This window comes from Lysinibacillus sphaericus (assembly GCF_005217585.1).
Classification (GTDB): Bacteria; Bacillota; Bacilli; order Bacillales_A; family Planococcaceae; genus Lysinibacillus; species Lysinibacillus sphaericus.
Genome location: NZ_SZPT01000008.1, coordinates 1 through 26,816, shown reverse-complemented (window position 1 = coordinate 26,816; position 26,816 = coordinate 1). Strand labels below are relative to the sequence as shown.

Below are 26,816 nucleotides of genomic sequence, written 5' to 3'. Positions count from 1 at the left end.
TATCCCCATAGTGTGAAAAGCAAGCTTTATACCATTCTGTATTAATACAGATTTTATTTATTTTAATCAGTATTATAACAGATGAACGATTAGATTGACTATGTTAATTTTCATTATAAATTAATTTATCAGAAAATTATATGTCAGAATAACAATAAAAGTAAAAAAATTTAGAATTTAGATGGTGGAGGACGTGCGAAGGGAGTGAAAGCTGGTAGAAATGCTGATATCACTGATAGAATTTTCATAAAAATGATGTTTACATTTTTTATTTTAGGGTACTTGATTAATGTGACGAATAGTTGGGTAAGCTTAAGTATAAGTCATCCTTGTGTGACACACGCTTATTATGAAATTGATATGTAAATTCGGGACACATCTCTTGATCAAACTTGACAGGACTTAAGGTTATCCCCCTTTCCCTTATGACAAAACAAGTATGATATGATGTATGCCTATATTTTGTTAAAGCCAAGAGAGCACCGATGCTTCTTGGCTTTTTAATTTGGGCAAGACTTTCTTCCATTATTTTAGAAATACTATGAAGGTTCGCTATCTACCTGTCGATATAAAGGGTATGATGAAAATGAAGTTTGTGCGTATCAATTAGATGTGAAAGGAAGAGTGAGATGGATAAAACAAAAATCCAAAAAGTGAACAAAGCACTGATCGCAACTGTTTTTGCTACTAGCGGGATTGCTGTTGTTGTACCACCACCACAAAAAGTAGCAGCAGCTACTTCACCATTTGTAGATATTAACCAATATTCAAGTCACTATGACAATATTTTAAAATTATACGCTCAAGGTGCAATTAGTGGATTTGCAGATAAAACATTCCGACCAAATCAAAATGTAACACGTGGTCAAGCAGCAAAAATGCTCGCTACAGTTTTAAAGTTAGATTTAAAGAATGTAGAAGATCCCTATTTTAGAGACGTACCAAAGAGCAATGAATATTATAAATATGTAGCAGCGTTGCAAAATGCAGGCATTATGTCTGGTTATGCAAATGGCTCATTTATGCCAAATGAAGTAATTACACGCGGGCAACTAGCCAAAATTTTAGTGCTTGGCTTTAAATTCGAGGTAGCATCGAATTTTAATCATAGCTTCCAAGATATTAATAGCCAATCAAGCAATGCTTACTATATTCAAACATTAGTAGATTTAAAGATTACAGAAGGAACAACACCTGTCACATTTTCTCCGTTCAATGCAGTAACTCGAGGTCAAATTGCTTCTTTTATTGTTCGTTCACAAGAGAAAAAGGGGAATGTATCAACTTATAAGATTACTGGTGTTGAAGATCATACTGTTTACATAAATTCTGAACCTTATTCAGTACCTGAAAACCTTTCACATATTTTCAATGAATACAATGCAGATGTATTAAAGGGTGCATTTATTGAGGGAGATATTTCAGGGAAATCTATTTATTCAGTTGCAAAGTTAACGTTGAATGCAAGCGGGACGAGCTCTCGAAAGTTACAGTTTGACGGTGACTATAAATCGTTTGGTGGCACAATCGTTGTCAATGGGAACTATATTGCGTTCGATAATGTTACGCTAACCGGCACAATGTTAGTAAATGAAACAGTTCGTCCACCTTTACATTTAGATGTATCCTACTATAAGCCATTAGCAATTGGCCGTGTAGCAAGCAACAATTTTTCATTTATTAACTGGTCAAATCCAGATAAGCCAGAAGATGAAAGCTCTAATAGCAACCCATCAGGCGATCTTCAAAACTGGACCGACTCCAATCAAAATCCAGATAAAAACAAGCCTTTTGAAAACTGGTCAAAAGACAAAGTGACAATGAAAAATGTCGAAAAGAGCATTGAGTTTTACAATAGTACCGTATCAAGACTTGTTGTGTCGCAAAGTGGTACAAAAATTGAAACAAATACAAAATTACCACGAGTTGATATTATCGGAAACGTACGTGAGTTTGAAATCCAAGGTAATATCGGTACGTTAAATTTAGATACAGAAACAGCCCTTACAATATACGGAGATAGCAATATCGATTGGATAAATTACAATAGCTATACCGATTTACAACTGTATATTGATGGTCGCGTAGGCACGCTTTATGTAGATAATGCATATGGTTGGGTTGATATTGGTGATTACACATATATCGATAAAGTAATTCTGCCAAAAGACGAAGGACCAAATAATATTTTTGATGATTTCTTAAATGATAAAGATAATGTGGGGAATATTACTGACCCTGACGGTAAACCAATCGATAAAGATGATATTGATAACCAAAAGCCAGCGGATAAAACAAAACCGTTAATTGATATTACCAAGTTAACGGTCTTAAATGGTAGCGATGTTCAAGTAGAGTTTACGTCAGATAAAGTAGGCACGTATTACTATATTGTGCGAGAAAAGGGCGTAGAAGTACCAACCAAACGAGAAATGGTGAATCGCATTTCTACAGATAATGCAGCAAGTGGCACGGGTGCAGCGGTAAACGGTAAAAATACGTTCAAAATTTCTAATTTAGGTGAGAAAAAAGAATACGTTGTCTATGTCATGGTAGTAGATGGAGCGAAAAATGCTTCAGATATTAAATCGCAATCGTTCCAAATGAAAGATTCATCACCACCATCGGTAAAATCGCTAATGGTAACCCCTCTACATGGTGGAACACGGGCAGAGTTTACATTTACAGCGAGTGAACCTGGGGAATACTTCTACTATGTACGTAAAAAGACAACTGCCGCAGATCCGACAACTGCAGATGTAATAGCTAACCCAACAGGTAAAGGGAAGGCACTTGCAGGTAAATTAGGAATTTCCGGATTGCTGACAGGATTAGACCCTGAACAAGAATATCAACTTTTTGTAGTGATGAAGGATGATTCAGGGAACAATTCAATTGATCCTATTCCAAAAGAAGCAATCAAAGAATTCAAAACAGGTGCTTTAGACAATCTACCTCCATATATTGTGGGTGGAGAGCTCTTTTTACAAGATGAAATTAAAAATGAATTTTATGTAACGGTCAGTGAGGAGTTAGATCCGATTGCAGCTGAAAAAGTTGAAAACTATGAACTGACAGGAACAGGTATTGTCAATCAAGGATTACAAAAGCCAATTCGACCAGAAAAGGTTGTATATAATAAAGCTCAAAAAAGATTAACGTTCACAATCCCTTCTCTAACAGGTTTCGTTAATGGAGATAACTTGGTTGTAACGATATCTCCAAATGTAAAAGACCTTGCTGATAATGAATTCGAAAATATTAACAATACACCAGTGAATACTGTTCCGCGCAATACTGCAGAATATATTCATAAAGATGGTGAATGGCCATATTTAACGATTATCGGAGAACCTGCTATTAACGCTGCTAAAGACCAAACACTAGTTGAATTTAATGCGACAAAAGCCGGAACCTACCATTATTTAATTATGGAATCCGATTTAAATTTAACAAGAGATGACCGTCTACGATTAATCGAAGCTGTACAATTAAATGCAAAAGAATTTAATGTAGGGGGCAAAAATATCCCGATTATCGGTAGTGGTGGCAATAAGCCAGCACAATTAGGGAAACAAAAGGTGATAGTTCCGCTCCCTAATACAATTCCGCCGTTAGATCCGTTTAAGAGCTATTCCATTTACATGGTGTTGCGAGACCGTTCAGGAAATGTCTCGGATATTCAATCAAAACATGTAATTGATGACCGTACACCTCCTGTTATTGACAATACGTCTATTAAAATATTGGAAGGTGATCGGAAAGCAACCTTTAAATTTATGTCAGATGAGGATGGTTCGTATTACTACGTCCTTCGAAAGGTTGGCGATCCAACGCCTGGACCAACAACGCCTGAAGAAGTAATGGCTAAGGGAATTACGAGCAGCATGCGTAAAGATACAAATGAGATTTCTTTAACGCTTGAGCCACATCAAGAGTATGAGCTATATGTAGCAGTAAAAGACCGATATAATAATGTCACGATGGTGCAAAAAGGGACAGAATCAAAAGTTTACACATTTGATGAGAAGCAAAATAAACTTATAACGCTAACGCCTGGTTCAAATGGTACGGGTGTTATGAAATATACATTCTTTGCAGATGGAACACCACCAAAGGTAGAAGATCCAATCTATAAACGAATTGATGGCAAAACATTTGAAGTAACATTTTCAGAGGCTGTCGATACAGGATTTGATTTTAAATTAGTTCAACCAGGTACAACAACGCCTATTACACCAACTTACACACATAGCTGGAAAGATGTTACGGGTACAAATGATTGGGAATCTCGCAAGCTCATTATCAAGTTTAATACCGAAGTAAAAGAAAGCTTTGATATTAGTGTCAATGCTGCCGCGAAAGATAAAGGCGGCTGGACATTTAGTAAGGATCGAGCAGAGTATAAATATCCAACAAAAGAGAATACAATTACTTCTGCGACATTATTACCAGATACGCAATTCCCAAGTAATTTAAATATTTCTAAGAAAGTTGAAGTTGTTGCGAATCTGAATGCCGATATTACATGGGATCAGCAGTATTACTACGCTGTATTGAACTCAGGATATAATCTAACGCCTGATAATGTTATGGATGTTATTACGAAAGCAGATAGTAATAACTTTACGTATATTCCTGGGGGAGCAATTGTTTCCTATGGTAAAGGTAAGATTACAGCACCTTCTGATGCAAGTTCTGCGAAGACTTTCACAGCGATTCAAACAGGTAGTGATCCTAATTCAACAAACGTATTCCAAAAAGAGCAACGAATTTATCTATTCACGAAAGATAAATATGGAAATATTGTCTATGCAAAAGCTTCTACAGATCCAGCAGCTTTAGATTATGTATTAATTCAACCTAGAACACAATAAATATAAAAAGAGAAAGCCACTAGCTAATATTCATGCTAGTGGCTTCCTGTTTAATTGTGGTTTATTTGCAATGACAAATCCCACACCGCTTAAGACAGGGTATGGGATTTCTATAAGTTAATTTCTAATAATTTGGAACGTACCAGAAGTTTGCGTTTCTATAATGTATTGATTGCCATTGACTGTATAGGAAACAGGTTCTTGGTCACCGAATTCATTGAGCTGAACAATGGAAGCATTGTCAGGTAAATTTTCTAAAATAATTTCAATATTCGCATCAAATTTAACAGGTTTTTTATTTAATAAGGCTTGGAAAGTAATGCGATTTAAATTTCTTGTCAGCTGAACATCCATTACGCCTGAATCCTTATTAACAAGTGTATTGAGCGGTGGGATGATTAGAACCATATTTGCTTTCGTTGTTAAAACAAAACGTTCATTTTTATTTTCAGAATCAGCAACATTAATTTTTGCTTTATACGTGTTTCTTCTACTCTTAGACATTAGTGTATTTTTACCAGGTACGGCTGCCGAGTCTGACAATGTTGGTGTATCGATTGTATGACCATTTTCAGGTAGTTTATATTTCCCTTTTACAAAGTCTACTAATTTCCAAACGTTTGGAACAAGCTGTTGTTGTACGGGTGTTAATGCTTCAAAAGCGTTTTTTGCTGCTTGGACATCCTGTGTTGTAGACGTTTTTGGCGATAAGGCAGCAATGGTATTTTCTACTTGCTTCGCTGCGGATTTATCCAATATAACGACCTGTTCGGCATCTAATAATTGTTTTTCAATCCCTGCAGGTAAAACAACATTGGAGAATTTTCGCAATGCATTATACTCAGCGCGCGCTTCTGCCACATCTTTATGGAAGCTAAGTCGAGAAGCGTTTAACAATTGAATTTTATTAACAACTTTATCAACAGAAGTATTAGGTGTAATTGTTGACGTCAGTATTTTTTGGGTTGCTTCACTTACAAAGGTTTTTTGCGCAGCATTTAACCTATTGTACCAATCTCTCGTTTCAATTACATTTTGATAATAGTTAACAGAAGTAGAGTCAACGGAAGCTAATTTTTCTTCTATTTGTGCAGCTAGTCGACGATAACTTACTCTTGTTTGTTGATGATTGGATAGTGTCCCATAATTCGTTACATATTGCTTTTCAGTTTCTGTTAACGCATTGTACGCCTTTAGTGCAGCTTCTAAGTATGGCTGAAACGAGAAGGATGTATCATTAATATTGGAAATCAACTGGATAACGTTGTTAACGTTAGCATTATAGTAATTATTATATATGTAAGCAGTCTTGGCATGTGCCGAATGATCAGCAGCTGAGGCAGACGTTATAGGTGTTGAATAGATAAGTGAAGGTACTGCTACTAGTGCAAGCAAGGCTAGGTTTCTTTTGTGTTTCATATGGGCAAACCTCCTATATTTTATACTTAATTTTATCATAGCTTAAGGATTTTATATGCATATTTTAGCTGAATAGGTAAAAAGGTCCGATGTTTTTTTAAACTCAATACGTCTTATTTACGACAAATAGGATTGTAAACAGACTTTATTAATTGAAAACTTTACGTTGCTTGGTAAATTCAGTGAAACTTTTATTGTTATACTACCAATGATACATTATGATTATTTTATAAAAATGGAGGTGTTTGTAATGAAAAAATCCAAAAGTATTGCATTAAAGCTCACTTCTTTAATTTTAGGTGTATTTTTAGTATTATTTGTTGCTTATACATTAGTAACTAGCGCTACTCTACATAATCAGAGTGTCGATGATTCAGAAAAGGCAACGTTGCAAAATGCGGAGTTATCTGCTGCAAAAATGAGCGAACGGTTTAAAAAAGCCAATGATACATTACAAACAACAAAACGTATTGTTGAAGCAATGGAAAAAAATGATGCGCTTTCGACAGAAAGTGTAATGGATATACTGAATACGAATTTAACGAATAATAATGATTTACTTGGTGTAGGGGCGGTTATAGAAAATGGTGCGGTAAAAGTTGGACCAACTACTGATACGGCATTAATTGATGTGAAAAATCGCTTTATCCCTTATCTAACTAAAGATGGCAACCAAATCAACACAGATCCTATAGAAGGAATTGACGACCCGAAAGCGGAGGATGATTGGTATCGGATACCAAAAGGAGAAGGGCGTGCTGTATTAACAGAGCCGTATGATTATAATGTGAACGGTAAAACTGTCTCGATGACGACTATTGCTGTGCCACTGTATAACGCTTCGGGTACATATTTTGGCGTATTAACAGCTGATTTATCTATCGATTTTTTAAAGGAATTAGCTGACTCTATACAGCCTGATGGTGGTTATGCAGGCATTATTACAGATCAAGGCATGTTAACGGTCAATAGTATTAACGAAAAGTTAGATGGGACAAATATGCAGGATGCGGTTGATTGGACAAGTATTAGACAATCTATGGATGAAGGAAAACCGGACAGTCTATATGTAGACTCGAAGCAGCTTGGGGAAAAATCATTTAATGCTTTTGCTCCAATGATGTTAGAAAATATCGATGAAGTATGGTCAGTGCAATTAGTTTTACCTAATTCTAAAATATTAGAAACGTATAATAAAATCCTTGTCTTCACGATTGTATCAGCAATTATTATGGTAATTTTAATGGCCGCTGCTAGTGCGATGTTTATATTTAAGCAGTTGAAGCCTTTAAAGGTTTTACGTACATCGATTGAATCAGCAGCAGAAGGCGACTTAACGAAAAAGATAGATGATAAATTTATAAAATCCGATGAAATTGGTGCTGTTGCATTAGCTTATAATAATATGCTGGATAAGACGAATGATGCCATACATACGGTATTAAATTCTTCAACATTGCTCAATCAATCATCCGACCATGTTCATGAAGCCTTTAATGAAATTGTAGCATCAAGTCAGGAAGTATCTGTCGCAATTAACGAAATAGCGCAAGGTGCATCAAAACAATCAGAGGATACAGAAGAAACGAATTATCGAATGATTGACTTATCTGACCAAATTGACGCCATTACAAGGTTGTCAAAGCAAATGGACGAGCTGTCAATCAAAACACAAACTTCTACAGAGCAGGGCATGAAAGAAGTGGAAAGTTTACGTGACCGAAATGCGGAAACGAATGAAATGAATGGACGTATCCAACGTCAAATGGAATCTTTGTCTAGCAATATTAACAATATCAATCAAATTATTGCATCTATTCAAGGAATAACAGAGCAAACGAATCTATTAGCACTGAATGCAAGTATAGAAGCTGCTCGAGCGGGAGAACACGGCAAAGGCTTTGCAGTAGTAGCAGAGGAAGTGCGTAAACTGGCAGAGCAGTCTAAAAACGAAACAGAAGTCATTAAACAAACGGTCTCTAGCATTCTAGCAGATTCAAAGCAAACGGTATCCGTTATTGCTTCCAATGCAAGCTTAATGCAAGCGCAAAATGAATCGGTACAAAATACAGAGTTAGCTTTTAAGGATAATAACGAGCTATCTCAATCAATTGCAACAGCAATTAATGAACTATTGTCAGAGCTTTCACAAATGTTGGAGCAAAAGGACCAAGCCATTACGGCGATTCAAAGTATTTCTGCCGTTTCAGAGGAAACTGCTGCTTCTGCAGAACAGGTGAGTGCATCAGCCGCAGACCAACAGGCAGAAATGGAAAAGGTCGCAGAATCTATCAACAGCATGAACCAAATTTCTAAAGAACTCCAAGAGGTCGTGAATCGATTTAAACTTGCTTAATAAAGAGAGATGGAAATACCCGCGAAGTAGAGAGGTTTACCCGCGGAGCAGGGAGATTTCCCCGCGAAGCAGGGTGATACCCATGAAGCAAAGGGGTTTACCCGCGAAGCAAGGAGGTTTACCCGCGGAGCAGGGAGATTTCCCCGCGAAGCAGGGTGATACCCATGAAGCAAAGGGGTTTACCCGCGGAGCAGAGAGATTTACCCGCGAAACAGGGTGATACCCGTGAAGCATAGAGGTTTACCCGCGGAGTAGGGTGATACCCGTGGAGCAGAGAGATTTACCCGCGAAATAGAGTGAAATATCCGCGGAACAAAGAGGTTTACCCGCGGAGCAGGGTGATACCCGTGAAGCAGAGAGGTTTACCCGCAGAGTAGGGAGATTTCCCCGCGAAGCAAGGAGGTTTACCCGCGGAGCAAGGTGAAATACCCGCGGAGCAGGGTGATATCCGCGGAGCAAAGTGGTTTACCCGCGGAGCAAGATGAAATACCCGCGGAGCAAGATGAAATACCCGCGAAGCAGAGAGGTTTATCCGCGAAACAAGGTGAAATACCCGCGAAGCAAAGAGGTTTACCCGCGAAGCAGGGTGATACCCATGAAGCAAAGGGGTTTACCCGCGGAGTAGAGTGAAATATCTGCGGAGCAGAGAGGTTTATCTGCGAAGCAAAGCAAAAACCTACTAACATAAAAAGGAGCTGTCCTAGCAAGGGGCAGTTCTTTTTTATGTAAACTTATACTAGCGGGGGAGCATTGACCCATGTCGTGAACAGTTTTACTATAGAAAGAGATGAAAGGGGGTCACCTCCATGATGTATCTCGGTATGATTTTCTTTAAAATAGTTGCCCCTATTTTAGTGTTGCTTGTACTTGGTGCATTTTTACAAAAGAAATTTTCTTTTAATTTAAAAGCATTATCTCAGCTCATTACGTATTGTTTTATGCCAGCTGCGGTATTTGTGAATTTATATGAAACAAGTGTGGAGTTATCAGTGCTGGGGGAAGTGGCATTATTTATTGTGCTCTTTATCGGCAGTCAAATGGTGCTTAGTCATTTTTTAGCGAAGGGGCTTGGTCTAGCGAAAACAGAGACGGCAGTGTTTAAAAATAGTGTTGTCCTAATTAACTCTGGCAACTATGGTATTCCAGTAGCACAAATGATTTTCGCAATGCAGCCCATTGGGGTGGCAATCCAAGTGATTCTCGTTATTTTTCAAAATATGACGACCTATACATATGGTTTATATAATTTAATCTCTTCGACTAAATCAGGGATGGCGATCATAAAGGACTTCCTGAAAATGCCCATTATTCATGCCCTTATAATAGGGGTGGCAATGAATTTCTTTAATATTGGCATTCCACAATTTATCCGTATTCCTATTGACCATGTAGCTGATGGCTTTATTGCCGTAGCGCTTATTACACTGGGTGCACAACTATCACAGCTTGAAATCAAGTCCATGTTCAATAAAACGGTGTTTGTTAGCTGCATTACACGTCTAGTAGTAGGCCCAGCCGTTGCATTGCTTATTATTTTTGTCCTCGGTTTAGATGGTGTTGTCGCTCAGTCACTCTTCATTGCAAGTGCATTTCCGACCTCACGCAATAGCTCTAGCTTGGCATTAGAATATGATGTTGAGTCGGCAACTGCTGCGCAAACGGTTCTTTTTTCCACGATTGTTAGCTGTCTAACAGTAACAATTGTCATTTATCTAGCAGAACTGCTATTTACGTAATTACTCGAGGATAATAGCAAGATAAATCTAATTATAACTTCCATCTATTAGAAAAATCTGTTACACTATCATCAAACTTAATAGCTATAACTAGGGGAGTCCGATGAGTCGGGCTGAGAGGGAAACGCATAGAGGTTTCTTGACCCTTTGGACCTGATCTGGCTCATACCAGCGTGGGAAAGTTAATGAACATCGCACTCCTAGAATTTTTTGCGATAAATAAACCTTACATGTACAGCCGGATCCAATATTTTTGGATTCGGCTTTTTTATTTGTAATGCTACCTATTGGCGTGAGCTAGATTCGGTCCTTTTTGAAAATTTATGGAAAAGGGAGCGGAATAGTATATGACAACAGTTAGCGAAAAGAACATTACCATTATGACAAGTTTTGACGGAAGTAAAAAAGTATATGTAGAAGGAACACGCCCAGATATTTTAGTACCGATGCGTGAAATTCAGCTAAGCCCAACAACGGGTAGTTTTGGAGAAGAAGATAATGCACCAGTGCGTGTTTATGATACGAGCGGTCCTTATACGGATCCAACTTACAAAGTGGATATTACAAAAGGTTTACCTGCATTGCGTAGTGCGTGGATAAAAGAACGTGGAGATGTAGAGGAGTACGAAGGGCGGACGATTAAACCAGAGGATAATGGCTTCCGCAAAGCAGACGACCCTCGTATGAAGGAAAACGTTTTTCCGGAGCTTTCCCGAAAACCATTACGTGCAAAAAAAGGTCGCAACGTGACACAACTGCATTATGCAAGACAAGGGATTATTACCCCGGAAATGGAATTTGTAGCGATTCGTGAACATGTAGAACCAGAATTTGTACGCGCAGAAATTGCTGCAGGACGTGCCATTATGCCATCCAATATTAATCATCCAGAGGCAGAGCCGATGATTATTGGCCGAAACTTTCATGTCAAAATTAATGCCAATATTGGTAATTCGGCTGTTTCTTCCTCTATAGCAGAGGAAGTTGAAAAAATGACATGGGCTACACGATGGGGCGCAGATAATATAATGGATCTATCTACTGGCAAGCATATTCATACAACCCGCGAATGGATTATTCGTAATGCAGCTGTACCTGTAGGAACTGTGCCAATTTATCAGGCACTCGAAAAGGTCAATGGTGTAGCCGAGGATTTAACATGGGAAGTGTATCGTGATACGTTGATCGAGCAAGCTGAACAAGGGGTGGATTACTTTACGATTCATGCAGGCGTATTGCTTCGTTACGTACCACTCACAGCTAATCGCGTAACGGGCATTGTGTCGCGTGGTGGTTCGATTATGGCGCAATGGTGCCTATTCCATCACCAAGAAAACTTCTTATATACTCATTTTGAAGAAATTTGTGAAATTATGAAAACGTATGATGTTGCTTTTTCATTAGGGGATGGTTTACGCCCAGGCTCAATTGCTGATGCCAATGATGAGGCACAGTTTGCGGAGCTTGATACGTTAGGAGAGCTAACGCAAATTGCATGGAAGCACGATGTACAAGTAATGGTAGAGGGACCTGGGCACGTACCGATGCATCTCATTAAAGAAAATATGGACAAACAATTGGAAGTTTGCAAAGAAGCACCTTTTTACACATTGGGGCCTCTTACAACGGATATCGCGCCAGGCTATGACCATATTACATCTGCCATTGGCGCAGCGATGATTGGCTGGTTTGGCACAGCGATGCTATGTTATGTGACACCGAAGGAACATTTAGGCTTACCAAATCGAGAAGATGTTCGTGTAGGGGTCATTACCTATAAAATTGCGGCACACGCGGCTGACTTAGCGAAAGGGCACCCTGGGGCACAACAAAGAGATGATGCGCTATCCAAAGCGCGATTTGAGTTCCGCTGGCGCGATCAGTTTAACTTATCATTAGACCCAGAACGAGCAGTAGAATACCACGATGAAACATTACCCGCAGAGGGAGCAAAAACAGCCCATTTCTGCTCAATGTGTGGCCCTAAGTTTTGCAGTATGAGAATTTCTCAAGATATTCGTAACTATGCTAAAGAAAAAGATTTAAATACGACAGAAGCTATCCATCAAGGAATGAAGGAAAAGGCTCAAGAGTTTAAAACAGCTGGTAGCCGATTGTATCAGTAACAAAAGAAATCACCGATAAACAGCGGACAACATCCGATTCACCATAGTAGCAAAAAGTGTTAGATTGACTGCAATCAATCTAACACTTTTTTGTCTTAGCTTTTTAGACTTTAAATTTATTTATATGTGCTTGAAGGGTGGTAGCCCCGTCGTTTAAAGATTGTGCAACAGCATTCATTTCTTGGATGGTGGATGTTTGTTCTTCAATTGCGCTTGAAATCGTTTCGGATTGTTCTGCCACGTTTTTTGCTACCGCAGACATTTCATTGACAGATGCAGCAACCTCTTCAGTACTTGCAGAAATTTGTTGAGTAGAAGCAGAAACGTCTTCTATTTCGGATGCCATATCTTCAATTGCGCCCATAATGCCATTAAATGCGTTTTGCGCATGTTGAATGTAAGAAACGCCTTCATCAATATTTTGTACTGTAACGCTCACCGCTTTTTCGACTTCCAATGTATTTTGCTGAATATCATTAATTAAGTTAATGATTTGGTTGGCTGATATTTTGGATTCCTCCGCTAATTTACGTACTTCATCTGCCACGACAGCAAATCCTTGCCCATGTTCGCCAGCCCGCACTGCTTCGATGGCAGCATTCAAAGCTAGTAGGTTGGTCTGATCGGTAATTTCAGTAATGACTTTCGTTATATTTTCAATCTCAGTCGATTGCGTACTTAACTGTTTAATAAGCGCATTTGTCTTATCTGAAGATTGTTGAATAACCATCATTTGATTTTCGGTCTTTTGCAACATCTTTTCACCATTAGTCGCAACGCTTTGTGTATCAAGCGCTTTCGAATGAAGCATCTGTGTGGCTTCAGCGATGCGCTGGACTCCACGTGCAGTTTCGTCCATGGCCATAGCGGTTTCTTGCCCTGTCATGACAGCCTGACTACCGCCTCGAGCCATTAATTCTACGCGTTTAGCAACGTCATTTGAAGAAGAAGTAACGTCGTCAGTGCTTGCGGCTAATTCTCCTGCACTTGTATTAGTATGTTCTACATTGATCGCTATATTGTCAATGAGAGAGCGCAAATTTGCTTTCATTACATTAAATGAATCGGCTAACTTTCGAATCTCATCTTTTGTCTTTACTTTCACATCCTCTTGACGTAAATCACCGGTAGCAATGATATTTGCTGCCTTAGCTAGGCGATTGACAGGCTTTGTAATAATCCTTGTCATAATGAAGGCGATGAGAAAGGCTAAACTTGTGGAAAAGGCAGCGAGAATTAAGATAATCGATGAGCTTATAGTTTCCACTTTTGACGACTCAGCACGTGCTAACTGTACTTGTCTTTCCTCATAAAATGCAATTTCATGTGCGGCTTGTTGGATTGCAGCAGCAGCAGGGCGTGCTTTTGTTCGAAGAATGTCAATGGCAGGTTGTAAATTATCGGGACTGTATGTATTAATAATCTCCAGTGCTGCTTTTTCAAAAATCGCCTGATTGGCTTTAATAACTTCCATTTGCTTTTGTGTCGTTTCTGAAGTGAATAAGCTATCTAGCTCTTCCACCTTGTCTTGAATCAACTTTTCTTGATCCTCGAGGTTTTTAATGGTTGCTTCATTGGGTTCGAGAATATATGAACGAAGATAGTTGCTCTGCATTGAAGAAGCAATGACAATTTTATCGACTTGAATCAGCTTATAAACACGGTTTTCAAATAAGTCTTTATTTAAATTATTAATGTGATTCAGTTGGTAGTAAGCGATTGAGGAAATAGTTAGTAATAAAAGAATGATTGTACTAAATCCAATATATAGTTTCATTCGAATCGACATCTTTTTTCCTCCATTCCAGTTTTGTAATAGTTGTCACGTATCAATGCCCAAAAAATTTTAGCGACATTAGGAATAAGAACAGTACAAAGTTGTGGAATTTTCATATAAATGGTATACAAGAACACCTATATGACGATGACAGATATACATAGTAAAAGGAAACAATAAAAAAAATGAATTCCACTGCATATTACTTTTTCAGTGAGTGGGGGAGTTACCTTTAAGTCAGTTGAGGCAGCTTACGCCAATCTACTGAATAGTAAACGGTAAAGATAGTCTAAGTGACAGATGCGAAAGCTTTAGAACGAAGGAAGATTGAAATATGTACGATAGTCTTCCAATGTAGCTACTTGTTATAAAGCTTATTGGGACTAGCAAAATAACGAAGTAAAAATGACAAAAGGCATCGAGAAATGCGCATTCTCGCTACCTTTTGTCTACTTGCCAATGACTGCAAGTATTATTGGATATCAATATAGGGGAATATTAGATGTTTGCTACTTGTTTTACTTCTTTTTTTACATACGGATTTGAAAGATCCATACCTTCTAGTGATAGACCCATTGCTTTCGCTACACCCTCACCATATGCAGGGTCAGCTAAATAGCAGTGTAAGATGTGGCGACGTTTGATGAATTCTTCAACTGAAGCCATATCATTTGCTGTATTTTCGAATAAGCGTTGTTGCTCTTCCGCAGATAACAGACGGAATAATTTACCTGGTTGTTCGAAGTAGTTATTGTCATCTTCTCGGAAGTCGTGGATATCAGCATGACCATCAATACGTAATGGTGGCTCTTTATAGTCTAGATTGTGCTCCCATTCACCATAGCTGTTTGGTTCATAGCTTAATGTAGAACCGAGATTGCCATCAAAACGCATAGCTCCATCGCGGTGGAATGAACGGAATGGGCATTTTGGTGCGTTTACAGGCAGACTGTGGTGGTTTACGCCTAAGCGATAGCGAGCTGCATCTGCGTATGCAAAAATACGAGCTTGTAACATTTTGTCTGGAGAGTAGCTGATACCAGGCACAATGTTAGATGGTGCAAACGATGATTGTTCTACTTCTGCAAAGTAGTTATCAGGGTTTTTATTTAACTCGAATTCGCCAACTGGAATTAGTGGGAAGTCTTTTTTATACCAAACTTTTGTTAAGTCGAATGGGTTATAAGGTAATTCACGCGCTTGTTCTTCTGTCATGACTTGAATGTACATTTTCCATTTTGGGAAATCGCCTCGTTCGATAGCTTCGTACAAGTCACGTTGTGAAGATTCGCGGTCTTTACCGATAATTTCAGCTGCTTCAGCACCTGTTAAGTTTTTAATGCCTTGCTCTGTACGGAAGTGGAATTTCACCCATACACGCTCATTTTGTGCATTGATGAAGCTGTAAGTGTGTGAGCCGAAACCATGCATATTACGATAACCTGTTGGAATACCACGGTCAGACATAACAATTGTAATTTGGTGTAACGCTTCTGGTAATAAAGTCCAGAAATCCCAGTTAGAGTTTGCGTTTTTCATATTTGTGCGTGGATCGCGTTTTACTACGTGGTTTAAATCTGTAAAGTGTAACGGATCACGGAAGAAGAATACAGGTGTGTTATTACCAACTAAATCCCAGTTACCTTCTTCTGTATAGAATTTCAATGCAAAGCCTCGAATATCGCGCTCTGCATCTGCAGCACCGCGTTCTCCCGCTACAGTTGAGAAACGAGCGAACATTGGTGTTTTCTTCCCAATTTCAGAGAAGATTTTAGCTTTCGTATATTGAGAAATATCATGTGTCACAGTGAATGTACCGAATGCTCCTGAACCTTTAGCATGCATACGGCGCTCCGGAATAACTTCACGGTTGAAGTTTGCTAATTTTTCAACTAACCATACATCTTGAAGTAAAAGTGGACCACGAGGACCTGCAGACATAGAGTCGTGGTTGCTTACTACTGGAGCACCACCTGCTGTTGTGAAACGACGGCTACGATCATTTGCGTTTGTCATATTAGTTTACCTCCTGAAAAATATTGTGAGTCAAACTCCTCGTAAATAACTATAACAAATATAAAATAGAATTGCTAGTACATTATAATAATTATTGTTAAAGAATTTATATAGCAATGTATAAACTATAAATATATGCATAGCTTTCAACCAATATACATATTTTTTTAGAATATTTTCACTGTTTTTATAGTTTTTACGGTTATTTTAAAGGAATAAGTGATTTGCAAGTATATAAGATTAAAGACAAAGTATATTTGGGAATCCTTCTTATTTAATATTGATATTGAAAATAAGGTAGTCTAAATGAAAATTACGATTGGATAATGCCTCCTTGATTTTTCCATCCTTTTCGATAGCGGTTAGGTGTAGTCCCTATGAACTGTTTGAATAATTTGCTGAAATAATTCGGATCATCAAAGCCATTTAACAGCGCAATTTCACTAATGGCAAAATCGGTTTCAATAAGCATTTTAGTTGAATTTTGAATCCGAACTTGCTGTAAATAGCGTTTGAATGGCTGGCCTTGTTTTCGTGAAAATATTGTACTTAAATAATTGGGGCTAATCCCTAACTTATTCGCGATAAATGGTAAGGATAGTTCATGATTATGATATTGATGATCGATTATTTCCAAAGCTAATTCTATATAGTCCGCTTTTTTCTCCATTCGAGCTTCACGTGCCAATTCAATAAGTCGCTGTGTGAATAAAATAATGCCATTGAGAATTGTATAGAATATAGGGTGTTCAATAATCAAATGAAAAAGTTGGCGATAATTTTGCTCGATAGCAGCTTTTTCATGCAGTTTGTATTTCAGCATAAATCGGCGGATTTGCGCCAGTACACTGGTAAGGTGGATGCGCAAATCATCTTGCTCGTAATAGATACCTCCATTTGATAAGCGATATAAGAACGTTTTTACTGCTTCAATATTACCTTCCTCTAAACTTTTAATAAGTAGTTGTTGCTCCTCTGGTGTCAGTAAAGGGTCGAGAGGGTGTGTTTGGTATTGTTTCGTTGCATAAAAAATATGGCCGTAGCCTTCATAAAAGCTTTGCAGTAGGGCTCGCTTTGTTAATGCATACATTTCTTTTAAAGTTGTCGGCGCACCATCATAAACGCCGATATTCAGAGCGCCGTTATTCGTCATTTGCCATTCCTTTAGCAAGGTTCTTATATCTTTTTCAATAATTTTTAAATCGCTTGTTTGAAAGAGGCAAATGATTGCACCTGATAACGGATAAATGCTCATTTGATAATAAATCGGTGTTTGTTGAAGCCAAATGAACAATTTATTTAATGTTTCTGGATGCTCAGGTTCAATCATTGTGAACTGCATATCGGTTGTTAATGAGTTAGTAGTGTTCTCTAAAAATAATTGATAGTAAAAAGATTCACCTTTAGCATCAGCACTAACTTTTGGGATTTGAGGTGTATGAAGCGAAATAGCACTAAGCTTTTGCTTTAAAACTTCTAAATCAATTGGTTTTACAAAAAGATGCGCCACCTGTAAATCTATTGCTTTTAATGCGTTTTTAAATAACGGCTCTGTGGTGATGGCTAGGATTTTTCCTGAGTGTTTTTGTAAAAGCCCGTAAAGAGCCGTTAAACGATTATTCGGTAGCATGTCGATATTTAACAAAATAACTTCTGGTACAAATTGTTGAATGCTTTTTGCGGCCTCGGAAATAGTCGTGCACATCTCAATTGATAAATCTCCTGGAAAGTATGTATGCAAAAACCAACGAATGCCCGAAAGTTCCGTAAGATCTCGATCAATTAATAATAATTTCATTTAAATCAGCCTTTCTTAAAAAAATCTTGTTTCGTAAAAAAATACGATTATATTATTAAAAATAACATAAAAATCTGAAATAATTCCTGTTTTCTCTTTTAAAATTCTATATTTTCTGAAAAAAGTAGTTTGTACAATGGATATAGAGAAATTCTTTTTTTATACAAATACATTTACATAAGCTGTTAAGGATAGGGGGATATCGTATGCAAACAATCATCGAACTTGATGGCAATACGTTAACAAGGCAACAAATTGAGAAAATCGTGAGGGGGCAGGCTTCGGTCGTATTATCTGCTGACAGTACGGAACGCGTTCGAGCAAGTAGAGAAAGAATTGAAAAACGCTTAGCAGAGGGGCAAGTAATTTACGGTGTTAATACTGGGTTTGGCAAGTTAAGTAATATACGAATTGAAGAATCAGATATTGAGTTACTGCAATTAAATTTACTTCGTTCAGATGCTACAGGTGTTGGCGAACCATTTCCAACGGATGTCGTGCGTGCGATGATGATTTTACGCGCAAATGCATTAGCACGTGGGTTTTCTGGTATTCGACAAGAAACATTGCAATTATTGCTAGACTGCATCAATAAAGGGGTACATCCAATCGTGCCATCCCAAGGATCCGTTGGAGCAAGTGGAGATTTAGCACCATTATCGCATTTAGCATTAGTGCTTGTAGGTGAAGGGAAAGCTGAATTTAAGGGCGAGCTTGTGTCAGGTGACATCGCATTACAGAAAGCAGGCTTAACACCTGTGCGATTACAGGCAAAGGAAGGATTGGCGCTAGTAAATGGTACGCAAGCAATGACTGGTATTGGCGTTTTGACATTAAACGAGGCGGAGCGTATTGGGCTTGCCGCGGATATGGCTGCGAGTCTGTCATTAGAGGCGTTAAAAGGGATTACGTCTGCATTTGATCCGGCACTATTAGCTGTAAGACCACATCCAGAATTAGAGTTGGTAGGAGGGCGTATTCGCAAATGGCTTGATGGTAGTAAACGCGTGACCAAGCAGGGGGAAATAAGGATGCAGGATGCGTATTCTCTGCGATGCATTCCCCAAGTACACGGGGCATCTTGGCAATCATTTTTCTATGCGGAGCAGCGTGTGCAAATAGAGATGAACGCTACGACAGACAATCCTATCGTTTTAGAAAATGGAGAAGTTCTATCAGGAGGTCATTTTCATGGTCAACCGATAGCATTAGCTATGGACTTTTTAAAGGTTGGGGTCAGTGAGTGGGCTAATATTTCCGAAAGACGTACAGAGCGCATGGTCAATCCGCAACTTAATGATGGTTTGCCACCATTTTTAGCAACAAATCCTGGTATTGAATGTGGACTGATGATTGCACAATATACAGCTGCTTCGATTGTGTCAGAAAACAAAGTGCTGGCACATCCTTCAAGTGTGGATTCGATACCTACATCAGGCAATCAAGAAGATCATGTCAGTATGGGGACAACATCCGCTCGTCAAGTGCGACAAATTGTCCACAATGCAGCTCGGGTTATTGCAATAGAAATGATTTGTGCGTCGCAAGCTATCCATCTAGATAAGGCGGAAGAGCAGTTATCGCCAACAACAAGAAAGTATTTAGAAAAAGTGCGTGAATTCTGTCCGCCTTTATTGGCAGATAAACCTATTGGTGACGAAATTGAAGCATTAGCGAAGTACTTATTAGCAAGTGATGTTCTATTAGATGAGAGCATTTAAGCTTCTTGCATAACATCCTTTATGTTCCCGCCAAGTTCTTTTACTTAAATGAATTTGGTGGGCACTATTGGGTGACTGATTTGCTATAAATAAGCAAGGAGGACGGCGATGGATTATAAGCGACAGGCGTTGAGGCACGACTCGTCATTTAGAGTTTCCTCAATTATAAAAATGGTTATCTGTAGCTTAGTCGGAATATTCAGCTTTTTCATTTCGTTTGAATGGCATGGAAAAAACACAATTCTAATCGATCATATTGTGAATTATATTCGTACAGAAGCACCCTCGCTTGTCACTGTTTATGTGGTTATGATGCTTGTTGGAGGAGCAATCTATCCATTTATTTCTTATAGGTGGAAAAAGTCGTCAATCGATATGTTGTTGTCAATTTTTAAAGTGGGTGGAATGGTAGCTGGGGTTTTGCTAATTTTTAATGTTGCTCCTGCATGGCTTGCCAATGAAAATATCGGCCCTTACTTAATGGAGAAACTAATTAAGCCAGTAGGGGTACTTATTCCGATAGGCTCTTTATTTTTAGCTATTCTTGTTAGCTTTGGGTTACTTGAATTTATTGGTGTTTTAACACAGCGTTTTATGCAACCTATTTTTAAGACGCCGGGCCGTTCGGCAGTAGATGCAGTAGCCTCATTTGTTGGGAGTTATTCAGTCGGGTTACTTTTAACGAACCGTGTCTATATGGAAGGTCGTTATACAGCGAAGGAGGCCGCAATTATTGCAACAGGCTTTTCAACTGTATCTGCCACATTTATGGTTGTCATTGCAAGCACGCTCGATATTATGCCGCATTGGAATACATTTTTTTGGGTATCGCTCGTTGTGACATTTCTAGTTACGGCAATAACAGCACGTATGTATCCACTGCGTTCAATGAAGGATGAATACTTTGCAGGCTCGACACCGATGCCAGAAAAAATAGTAATGCAAAATCGTTTTAAAGAAGCGTGGCGTCAAGCGATGGTGGCGGTTGAGAAAAATCCGCCGTTAGCAAAAATTTTATGGATGAATTTAAAGGATGGCCTTGTGATGGCAATGGCTGTTATGCCTTCTATTTTATCAATTGGTCTTCTAGGGCTTGTACTCGCAACATATACGCCTGTTTTTGATTGGCTTGCGTATATTTTTGTTCCTTTTACATATGTATTACAAGTTCCAGAACCATTTTTAACAGCAAAAGCATTGTCTTTATCGTTGGCGGAAGTGTTTTTACCAGCACTTGTTGTCACACAAGCAACATTGATAACGAAATTTATTGTGTCTGTCGTATCTATTTCTTCAATATTATTCTTTTCTGCTGTAATTCCACTGATCTTGTCATCAGAAATTCCATTGACATTGCGTGAAATCTTGCTGATTTGGTTTGAGCGTGTCGTCTTATCTTTAATTATTGTAACACCAATAGCATTTTTACTATTTTAAAGGAGCGTGTTTTTAATGGTATATAAAACTAATATTCGTGCACCAAGAGGGAATGAAATAACATGTAAAGGTTGGACACAGGAAGCGGCGATGCGCATGCTGATGAATAATCTAGATCCTGAAGTTGCAGAAAATCCTGATGAGCTTATTGTGTATGGAGGAATAGGAAAAGCGGCGCGAAATTGGCAAAGCTATGAACAAATCATTGCTTCTTTAAAAGAATTAGAGAATGATGAAACATTGCTTATTCAATCGGGTAAGCCAGTAGCTGTCTTCCGTACGCATGAACATGCACCACGCGTTTTAATCGCCAATTCAAACTTAGTGCCTGCATGGTCCAATTGGGAGCATTTCTATGAGCTAGAGGACCGTGATTTAATGATGTACGGTCAAATGACTGCTGGTAGTTGGATATATATTGGTGCTCAAGGTATTTTACAAGGCACATATTTATCGTTTGTAGAGGCTGGAAAGAAAGTGTTTGGTAGTGCGGACTTACGCGGGAAATTCATTCTTACTGGTGGTATGGGTGGTATGAGTGGTGCACAGCCTTTAGCTGGGAAAATGGCAGGGGCAGTCATTTTAGTAGTTGAAGTGGAACGTGCTCGTATTGAACGAAAAATAAAAGAAGGCTACTGTGATTATCTTGTTGAGACAGTAGATGAAGCGGTGGCATTAGTCAATCAACTCCGTGCTCAACGGGAGCCAGCGTCAATTGGGCTAGTTGGCAACTGTGCAGATGTTAACCGTGAATTGCTAAACCGAGGTATCATTCCAGATTTTGTGACAGACCAAACATCTGCGCATGACCCTATCAATGGCTATGTACCGAATGGTATGACGTTTGAAGAAGCGTTAGCGTTACGGAGAAATGATGTCAAAACGTATGAGCAAAAGGCGAAAGAAACGATGGCAGAGCATGTTCGTACAATGCTTGAATTTCAACAGGCGGGTGCTGAAGTATTTGATTACGGTAATAATATTCGTGCTTACGCAAAAGAGATGGGTGTGACAAATGCTTTTGACTTCCCAGGCTTTGTACCAGCGTATATTCGTCCATTGTTCTGTGAAGGTAAGGGGCCGTTCCGTTGGGCAGCACTTTCTGGTAATCCGGAAGATATTTATAAAACAGATGCTTTAGCGAAAGAAATGTTTGCTGAAGATGAAGGTCTTGTCAATTGGATTGATATGGCGCAAAAAATGGTGAAATGGCAGGGACTACCTGCACGTATTTGCTGGTTAGGGTATGGTGATCGCCATCGCTTTGCATTGAAGGTGAATGAAATGGTGGCAAATGGCGAGTTGTCTGCACCAATTGTTTTCGGACGGGATCATTTAGACTCTGGCTCGGTGGCTTCTCCCAACCGTGAAACAGAAGGAATGTTGGATGGGTCAGATGCAGTATCCGATTGGCCGATTTTAAACGCACTTGTTAACACAGCGAGTGGAGCTAGCTGGGTAAGTGTTCACCATGGTGGCGGTGTAGGAATGGGCTACTCACAGCACGCAGGTCAAGTGTTAGTTGCTGATGGATCAAGATTAGCGGCTGAGAAAATAGCGCGCGTGTTGATTTCAGACCCTGGAATGGGCATTGTTCGGCATGCAGATGCAGGTTATGACATTGCTATCAATACAGCAAAGAATAAAGGTGTCCATATGCCAATGTTAAAGGATGATGTGAAATGACCCTTTTAATTAAAAATGCAAATGAAGTCATTACTTTGAAAAGCGCTTTACAAGGGCCTCGAAAAAAAGAACAAATGCGAGAGATTGCCGTTGTAGAAAAGGGAAGTGTGCTCGTAGCGGGAAGTCAGGTTGTCGCTGTCGGGGCTTACGAGCAGTTAGTTATAGATTTCCCTCATTTAGTGGAGGAAGCAGAGGTTATAGATGCATCTGGAAAGATTGTCATGCCAGGTCTTGTGGATTGCCATACACATTTAGTGCATGGCGGTACACGTGAGCAGGAATTTAATATGCGACTTAACGGTTCCACTTATATGGACATTATGAATGCAGGTGGAGGCATTCATGCTACAACAAAGCGCACACGAGAAACAAGTTTTGAAGCGTTATATGAAAAAACGATGCACCATTTAGATGTTTTTTTAAAGCATGGTGTGACTACTGTGGAAGCGAAGTCAGGTTACGGTCTGGATTGGGAAACGGAAAAGAAACAACTGGAAGTAGCTAAAAAGCTACAGGACACACATGTGGTAGATGTCATCAGTACCTTTATGGGCGCACATGCGGTACCACGCGATTTTAAAGGACGAGAAGATGAATTTGTCGATGTTATTATTAATGATATGCTGCCAAAAGTTTCGGCATTAGAGCTTGCAGAATTCAATGATGTGTTTTGTGAAAAAGGCGTATTTACACCAGCGCAATCTAGACGCATTTTAGAGGCGGGTAAAGCGCTTGGATTAACACCGAAAATTCATGCTGATGAAATAGAGCCGTATAACGGTGCGGAATTAGCCGCTGATGTGGGAGCTATCTCGGCAGAGCATTTGTTAGTTGCTTCGGATGAAGGTATTCAAAATATGGCTGAAGCAGGAACGATTGCCGTCTTGCTACCTGGCACTGCCTTCTTCTTACGCGCACCGTTTGCTAGAGGCAGGTTAATGATTGATGAAGGAGTGCCAGTAGCCATCTCAACAGACTTTAACCCGGGCTCTTCGCCGACAATGAGTTTGCCATTTATAATGAATTTAGCTTGTATGCATATGGGGTTGACATTAGAGGAAGTAATCACTGCTACGACCATTAATGCTGCGCATGCATTGAACAGAGGCCACCAGATTGGTACGCTTGAAGCGGGTAAACAAGCGGATGTTATTATATTGGATGTTGCCAATTACAAACAGCTACAATACTTTTACGGCATGAATCATACCGATACTGTAATTAAAAAAGGGCAAGTTGTAATGCGTCATGGTATTCTTTTGTAATAAATAAAGAGTTTTGGTGAACGATTAATCTCAGTTGTGCATAGATTTACCAATTAAATATTACAGAAAAAGCATAAATAGGGAGAATTCCGTTATTTATGCTTTTTTTCGTATAGAATGTAGTTGTTACTATAGTTAGAAAGGAATGCTTTGCGTGCAGCTAACATTAACATTTCTTATTTTAGGAATGACGATTATTGTATTTATGACGAATCGAGTGCGTGCAGATTTTGTTGCTATTGTCTCTCTTCTCGCATTTGTTATCGCTAATATTTTAACGCCAGCAGAGGCTTTGGCAGGCTTTTCAAATTCGGTTGTGCTAATGATTGCTGGCCTTTTTGTAGTTGGTGCTGGTATTTTGCGTACGGGTCTTGCAGCAATGGCTGGACAACTATTATTGAAATGGTCAGGTAATAGCGAGCTCAAGTTATTTATCCTATTGCTCATTATTGTAGGCTCTGTAGGTGCTTTTATGAGTAATACGGGTACAGTTGCTTTGATGATGCCGATTGTTGTCAGCATCGCTATTAGTATGAAGGAAAGTCCTTCAAAGTTTTTATTACCACTATCTTATGTCGCTAGTTTATCGGGCTTAATGACATTAATTGCTTCCCCGCCCAATTTAATTGTCAGCCAGCTTTTAGTCGATCAAGGCTATCCGAAGCTTGGGTTTTTTGAGGTGACGCCTATTGGCCTAGTTGGGATGATTGTCGGTATTTTATATTTGGTGCTTGTGCGTAATATTCTGTTACCAAATGATAAAAAAAGAACGCAAACATCTACTGGCTATAAGCTCTCGCCAAAGAAAATTATGAAGCAATATGATTTAAACAATCGATTATTTAAGGTGTTTGTACCTGAGGATTCTACAATTATAGGAACATCACTGGCAGAATTAAAGCTTCCCGCAAAATATGGACTTTGTATGATGAAAATTCACCGTAAATCACAAGATGGAATCAATTTACTCCCGATGACCTATCAAGAAATGGCAGGCCCAACGAGTGTAATCCATGCTTTAGATGAGCTCTATGTACAAGGTGAGGAAGGGGCGATTGGTAATTTAACTGCAGATTACGGTTTAGTGATGCAAGAATTGACTGAGAATGAAGCGGATGAGTTGGTAACAAAGCATCTTGGTATTGCGGAAGTGCTATTAACGCCAAATTCAAGTTTTATTAATGAGACGGTCAGTTCACTAGGATTCCGAGAAAAGTATAATCTCAATATTATTGGCATTAACCATAGAGGTGGCTATAAGCTTCAAGATATGGTGACGCATAAGTTGAAATTTGGAGATGCCATCTTAGTACAAGGCGCATGGGATGAAATATTAGTGCTTGCTCGAGAGACACAGGACGTTGTTGTTGTCGGTCAACCGAAAGAGCATGCGAGTGTTGCAGCGGCAACTGGTAAAGCAGGAATAGCTGGTGCGATTATGCTTTTAATGATTGGGCTCATGGCTTTTGAAGTATTCCCTGCTGTTATTTCCGTTATGGTTGGGGCAGTATTGATGATTATAACTGGCTGTTTGCGGAATATGGAAGATGCGTATAACAATATGAATTTTGAAAGTATTGTACTCGTTGCGGCAATGCTTCCGATGGCTACAGCATTAGAGAAAACAGGGGGCATGGTTATTTTATCCAACGGCATCATTGATGTTCTTGGTAAATACGGTCCTTACGGGGTATTGATAGGTATTTATGTACTGACAGTTATTTTTGGTCAATTTATTAGTAATACCGCAACCGCTGTTTTGTTTGCACCCATTGCTATGAACGCAGCGATTGCAATGGATGCAAATCCTACAACCTTTATGATTGGTGTAGCGGTAGCAGCAAGTATGGCGTTTGCCACGCCAATTGCCTCACCTACTAATGCGTTAGTTATGACTGCTGGTGGCTATAAATTTATGGATTTTGTAAAGATTGGCGTACCATTACAAGTTATTATGTTTATTGTGATGATGCTTGCAGTGCCATTTTTCTTTCCATTTTAGAATTTGTATTTTTGTTTAGTTTCTTGCTGTTTTCCACTGTAGTGTTAGTTAAGCTACAGTGGAAAGCGAAAAGCAATGGCATTAGATTTAAAGCAAATAGAAATTTCTATAATGAAAACGAGAAAGAGGGATGAGGTTTGTTTTATAAAAGAACTTATTTATTTTAGGAATAATCCTTTATGTAAAGCTAGGCATTCGAGTAAAGAAAGATGCGCGTTTTAGAAAGAAAGTAGAATTAATAGGACAATAAAAAAATTGGGCATATATATAGGAAGGTTTTCGATTTTCTAATTTATAAAGTATAATTATATAAAGGTATTTAATATAATTTGATATTTTTATAGAAAAAACACTTGCAAAGGTTATAGAATCATGATAAATTATTACTTGTCGCTAAGACGACGTAACATTAATAACACAAACTTCTTAAAAACATTACAAAAAAGTGTTGACAAGAATGTTTGTAAATAGTATGATATAAAAGTTGTCGCTTCTGAAAGAAGATAAAAAGTTATAAAAAAATTGTTGACAACCAAAAAAGAAAATGTTATTATGTAAAAGTCGCTAAAAACAAACGGTGACAAAATGAACCTTGAAAAC

13 protein-coding genes and 1 riboswitch are annotated in these 26,816 nt (G+C 38.7%); of the genes, 9 read left to right on the top strand and 4 right to left on the bottom strand.

Translation table 11 applies throughout. The features are described from left to right. Positions 1-629: 629 nt before the first annotated feature. On the top strand, positions 630-4,877 hold the full coding sequence (locus FC748_RS20240; RefSeq protein WP_108031160.1) for an S-layer homology domain-containing protein: 4,248 nt from the start codon (positions 630-632) through the stop codon (positions 4,875-4,877). 117 nt (positions 4,878-4,994) lie between these two features. On the opposite strand, the gene FC748_RS20235 is transcribed toward FC748_RS20240, so the two are convergent. Then, a complete protein-coding gene (locus FC748_RS20235; protein ID WP_108031158.1) occupies positions 4,995-6,296 on the bottom strand; it encodes a hypothetical protein in 1,302 nt (433 codons plus the stop codon). A gap of 250 nt (positions 6,297-6,546) precedes the next feature. On the opposite strand from FC748_RS20235, the gene FC748_RS20230 reads away from it, so the two are divergent. From FC748_RS20230 to thiC, 3 genes are all read left to right on the top strand, one after another. Next, positions 6,547-8,652 carry a methyl-accepting chemotaxis protein gene (locus FC748_RS20230; RefSeq protein ID WP_108031156.1) on the top strand — a complete coding sequence of 702 codons (2,106 nt, stop codon included), beginning with the start codon at positions 6,547-6,549 and terminating at the stop codon, positions 8,650-8,652. Between the two features lie 806 nt (positions 8,653-9,458). Next, positions 9,459-10,388, top strand: coding sequence for an AEC family transporter (locus FC748_RS20225; RefSeq protein WP_108031153.1), 930 nt, complete (start codon positions 9,459-9,461; stop codon positions 10,386-10,388). A gap of 82 nt (positions 10,389-10,470) precedes the next feature. Further along, positions 10,471-10,585, top strand: a riboswitch (TPP riboswitch). A 150-nt stretch (positions 10,586-10,735) separates the two neighbouring features. Further along, the gene (gene thiC, locus FC748_RS20220) at positions 10,736-12,514 is read left to right on the top strand and encodes a phosphomethylpyrimidine synthase ThiC (RefSeq protein ID WP_108031152.1); all 1,779 of its coding nucleotides are present in this window, start codon (positions 10,736-10,738) and stop codon (positions 12,512-12,514) included. Between the two features lie 103 nt (positions 12,515-12,617). On the opposite strand, the gene FC748_RS20215 is transcribed toward thiC, so the two are convergent. From FC748_RS20215 to FC748_RS20205, 3 genes are all read right to left on the bottom strand, one after another. Then, positions 12,618-14,303: a methyl-accepting chemotaxis protein gene (locus FC748_RS20215; RefSeq protein ID WP_108031151.1), complete on the bottom strand. Its 1,686-nt coding sequence runs from the start codon at positions 14,301-14,303 to the stop codon at positions 12,618-12,620. Between the two features lie 486 nt (positions 14,304-14,789). Beyond that, positions 14,790-16,307, bottom strand: coding sequence for a catalase (locus FC748_RS20210; RefSeq protein ID WP_024360746.1), 1,518 nt, complete (start codon positions 16,305-16,307; stop codon positions 14,790-14,792). Between the two features lie 313 nt (positions 16,308-16,620). Beyond that, a complete protein-coding gene (locus FC748_RS20205) occupies positions 16,621-18,105 on the bottom strand; it encodes a helix-turn-helix domain-containing protein (protein WP_108031150.1) in 1,485 nt (494 codons plus the stop codon). A 206-nt stretch (positions 18,106-18,311) separates the two neighbouring features. Between FC748_RS20205 and hutH the strand changes: the two genes are divergently transcribed. From hutH to FC748_RS20180, 5 genes are all read left to right on the top strand, one after another. After that, on the top strand, positions 18,312-19,826 hold the full coding sequence (gene hutH, locus FC748_RS20200; RefSeq protein ID WP_108031149.1) for a histidine ammonia-lyase: 1,515 nt from the start codon (positions 18,312-18,314) through the stop codon (positions 19,824-19,826). A 108-nt stretch (positions 19,827-19,934) separates the two neighbouring features. Then, complete coding sequence (locus FC748_RS20195; RefSeq protein WP_108031148.1) at positions 19,935-21,263, top strand: YjiH family protein; 1,329 nt, start codon at positions 19,935-19,937, stop codon at positions 21,261-21,263. A gap of 15 nt (positions 21,264-21,278) precedes the next feature. Further along, positions 21,279-22,949, top strand: coding sequence for a urocanate hydratase (gene hutU / locus FC748_RS20190; RefSeq protein ID WP_024360742.1), 1,671 nt, complete (start codon positions 21,279-21,281; stop codon positions 22,947-22,949). Then, positions 22,946-24,214: an imidazolonepropionase gene (hutI, locus tag FC748_RS20185; protein WP_108031147.1), complete on the top strand. Its 1,269-nt coding sequence runs from the start codon at positions 22,946-22,948 to the stop codon at positions 24,212-24,214. The genes hutU and hutI overlap by 4 nt, the downstream gene beginning before the upstream one ends. Before the next feature lie 145 nt (positions 24,215-24,359). Then, a complete protein-coding gene (locus tag FC748_RS20180) occupies positions 24,360-26,216 on the top strand; it encodes an SLC13 family permease (RefSeq protein ID WP_081769851.1) in 1,857 nt (618 codons plus the stop codon). Positions 26,217-26,816: the final 600 nt, after the last annotated feature.

What these genes read in the sequence shown, in the direction of transcription:
- hutH (WP_108031149.1), top strand. Translation starts at nt 18,312, where the DNA reads ATGCAAACAATCATCGAACTTGATGGCAATACGTTAACAAGGCAACAA.
- FC748_RS20215 (WP_108031151.1), bottom strand. Translation starts at nt 14,303, where the DNA reads ATGTCGATTCGAATGAAACTATATATTGGATTTAGTACAATCATTCTT.
- FC748_RS20235 (WP_108031158.1), bottom strand. Translation starts at nt 6,296, where the DNA reads ATGAAACACAAAAGAAACCTAGCCTTGCTTGCACTAGTAGCAGTACCT.
- FC748_RS20180 (WP_081769851.1), top strand. Translation starts at nt 24,360, where the DNA reads ATGCTTTGCGTGCAGCTAACATTAACATTTCTTATTTTAGGAATGACG.
- FC748_RS20210 (WP_024360746.1), bottom strand. Translation starts at nt 16,307, where the DNA reads ATGACAAACGCAAATGATCGTAGCCGTCGTTTCACAACAGCAGGTGGT.
- FC748_RS20240 (WP_108031160.1), top strand. Translation starts at nt 630, where the DNA reads ATGGATAAAACAAAAATCCAAAAAGTGAACAAAGCACTGATCGCAACT.
- FC748_RS20230 (WP_108031156.1), top strand. Translation starts at nt 6,547, where the DNA reads ATGAAAAAATCCAAAAGTATTGCATTAAAGCTCACTTCTTTAATTTTA.
- hutU (WP_024360742.1), top strand. Translation starts at nt 21,279, where the DNA reads ATGGTATATAAAACTAATATTCGTGCACCAAGAGGGAATGAAATAACA.
- hutI (WP_108031147.1), top strand. Translation starts at nt 22,946, where the DNA reads ATGACCCTTTTAATTAAAAATGCAAATGAAGTCATTACTTTGAAAAGC.
- thiC (WP_108031152.1), top strand. Translation starts at nt 10,736, where the DNA reads ATGACAACAGTTAGCGAAAAGAACATTACCATTATGACAAGTTTTGAC.
- FC748_RS20225 (WP_108031153.1), top strand. Translation starts at nt 9,459, where the DNA reads ATGATGTATCTCGGTATGATTTTCTTTAAAATAGTTGCCCCTATTTTA.
- FC748_RS20205 (WP_108031150.1), bottom strand. Translation starts at nt 18,105, where the DNA reads ATGAAATTATTATTAATTGATCGAGATCTTACGGAACTTTCGGGCATT.
- FC748_RS20195 (WP_108031148.1), top strand. Translation starts at nt 19,935, where the DNA reads ATGGATTATAAGCGACAGGCGTTGAGGCACGACTCGTCATTTAGAGTT.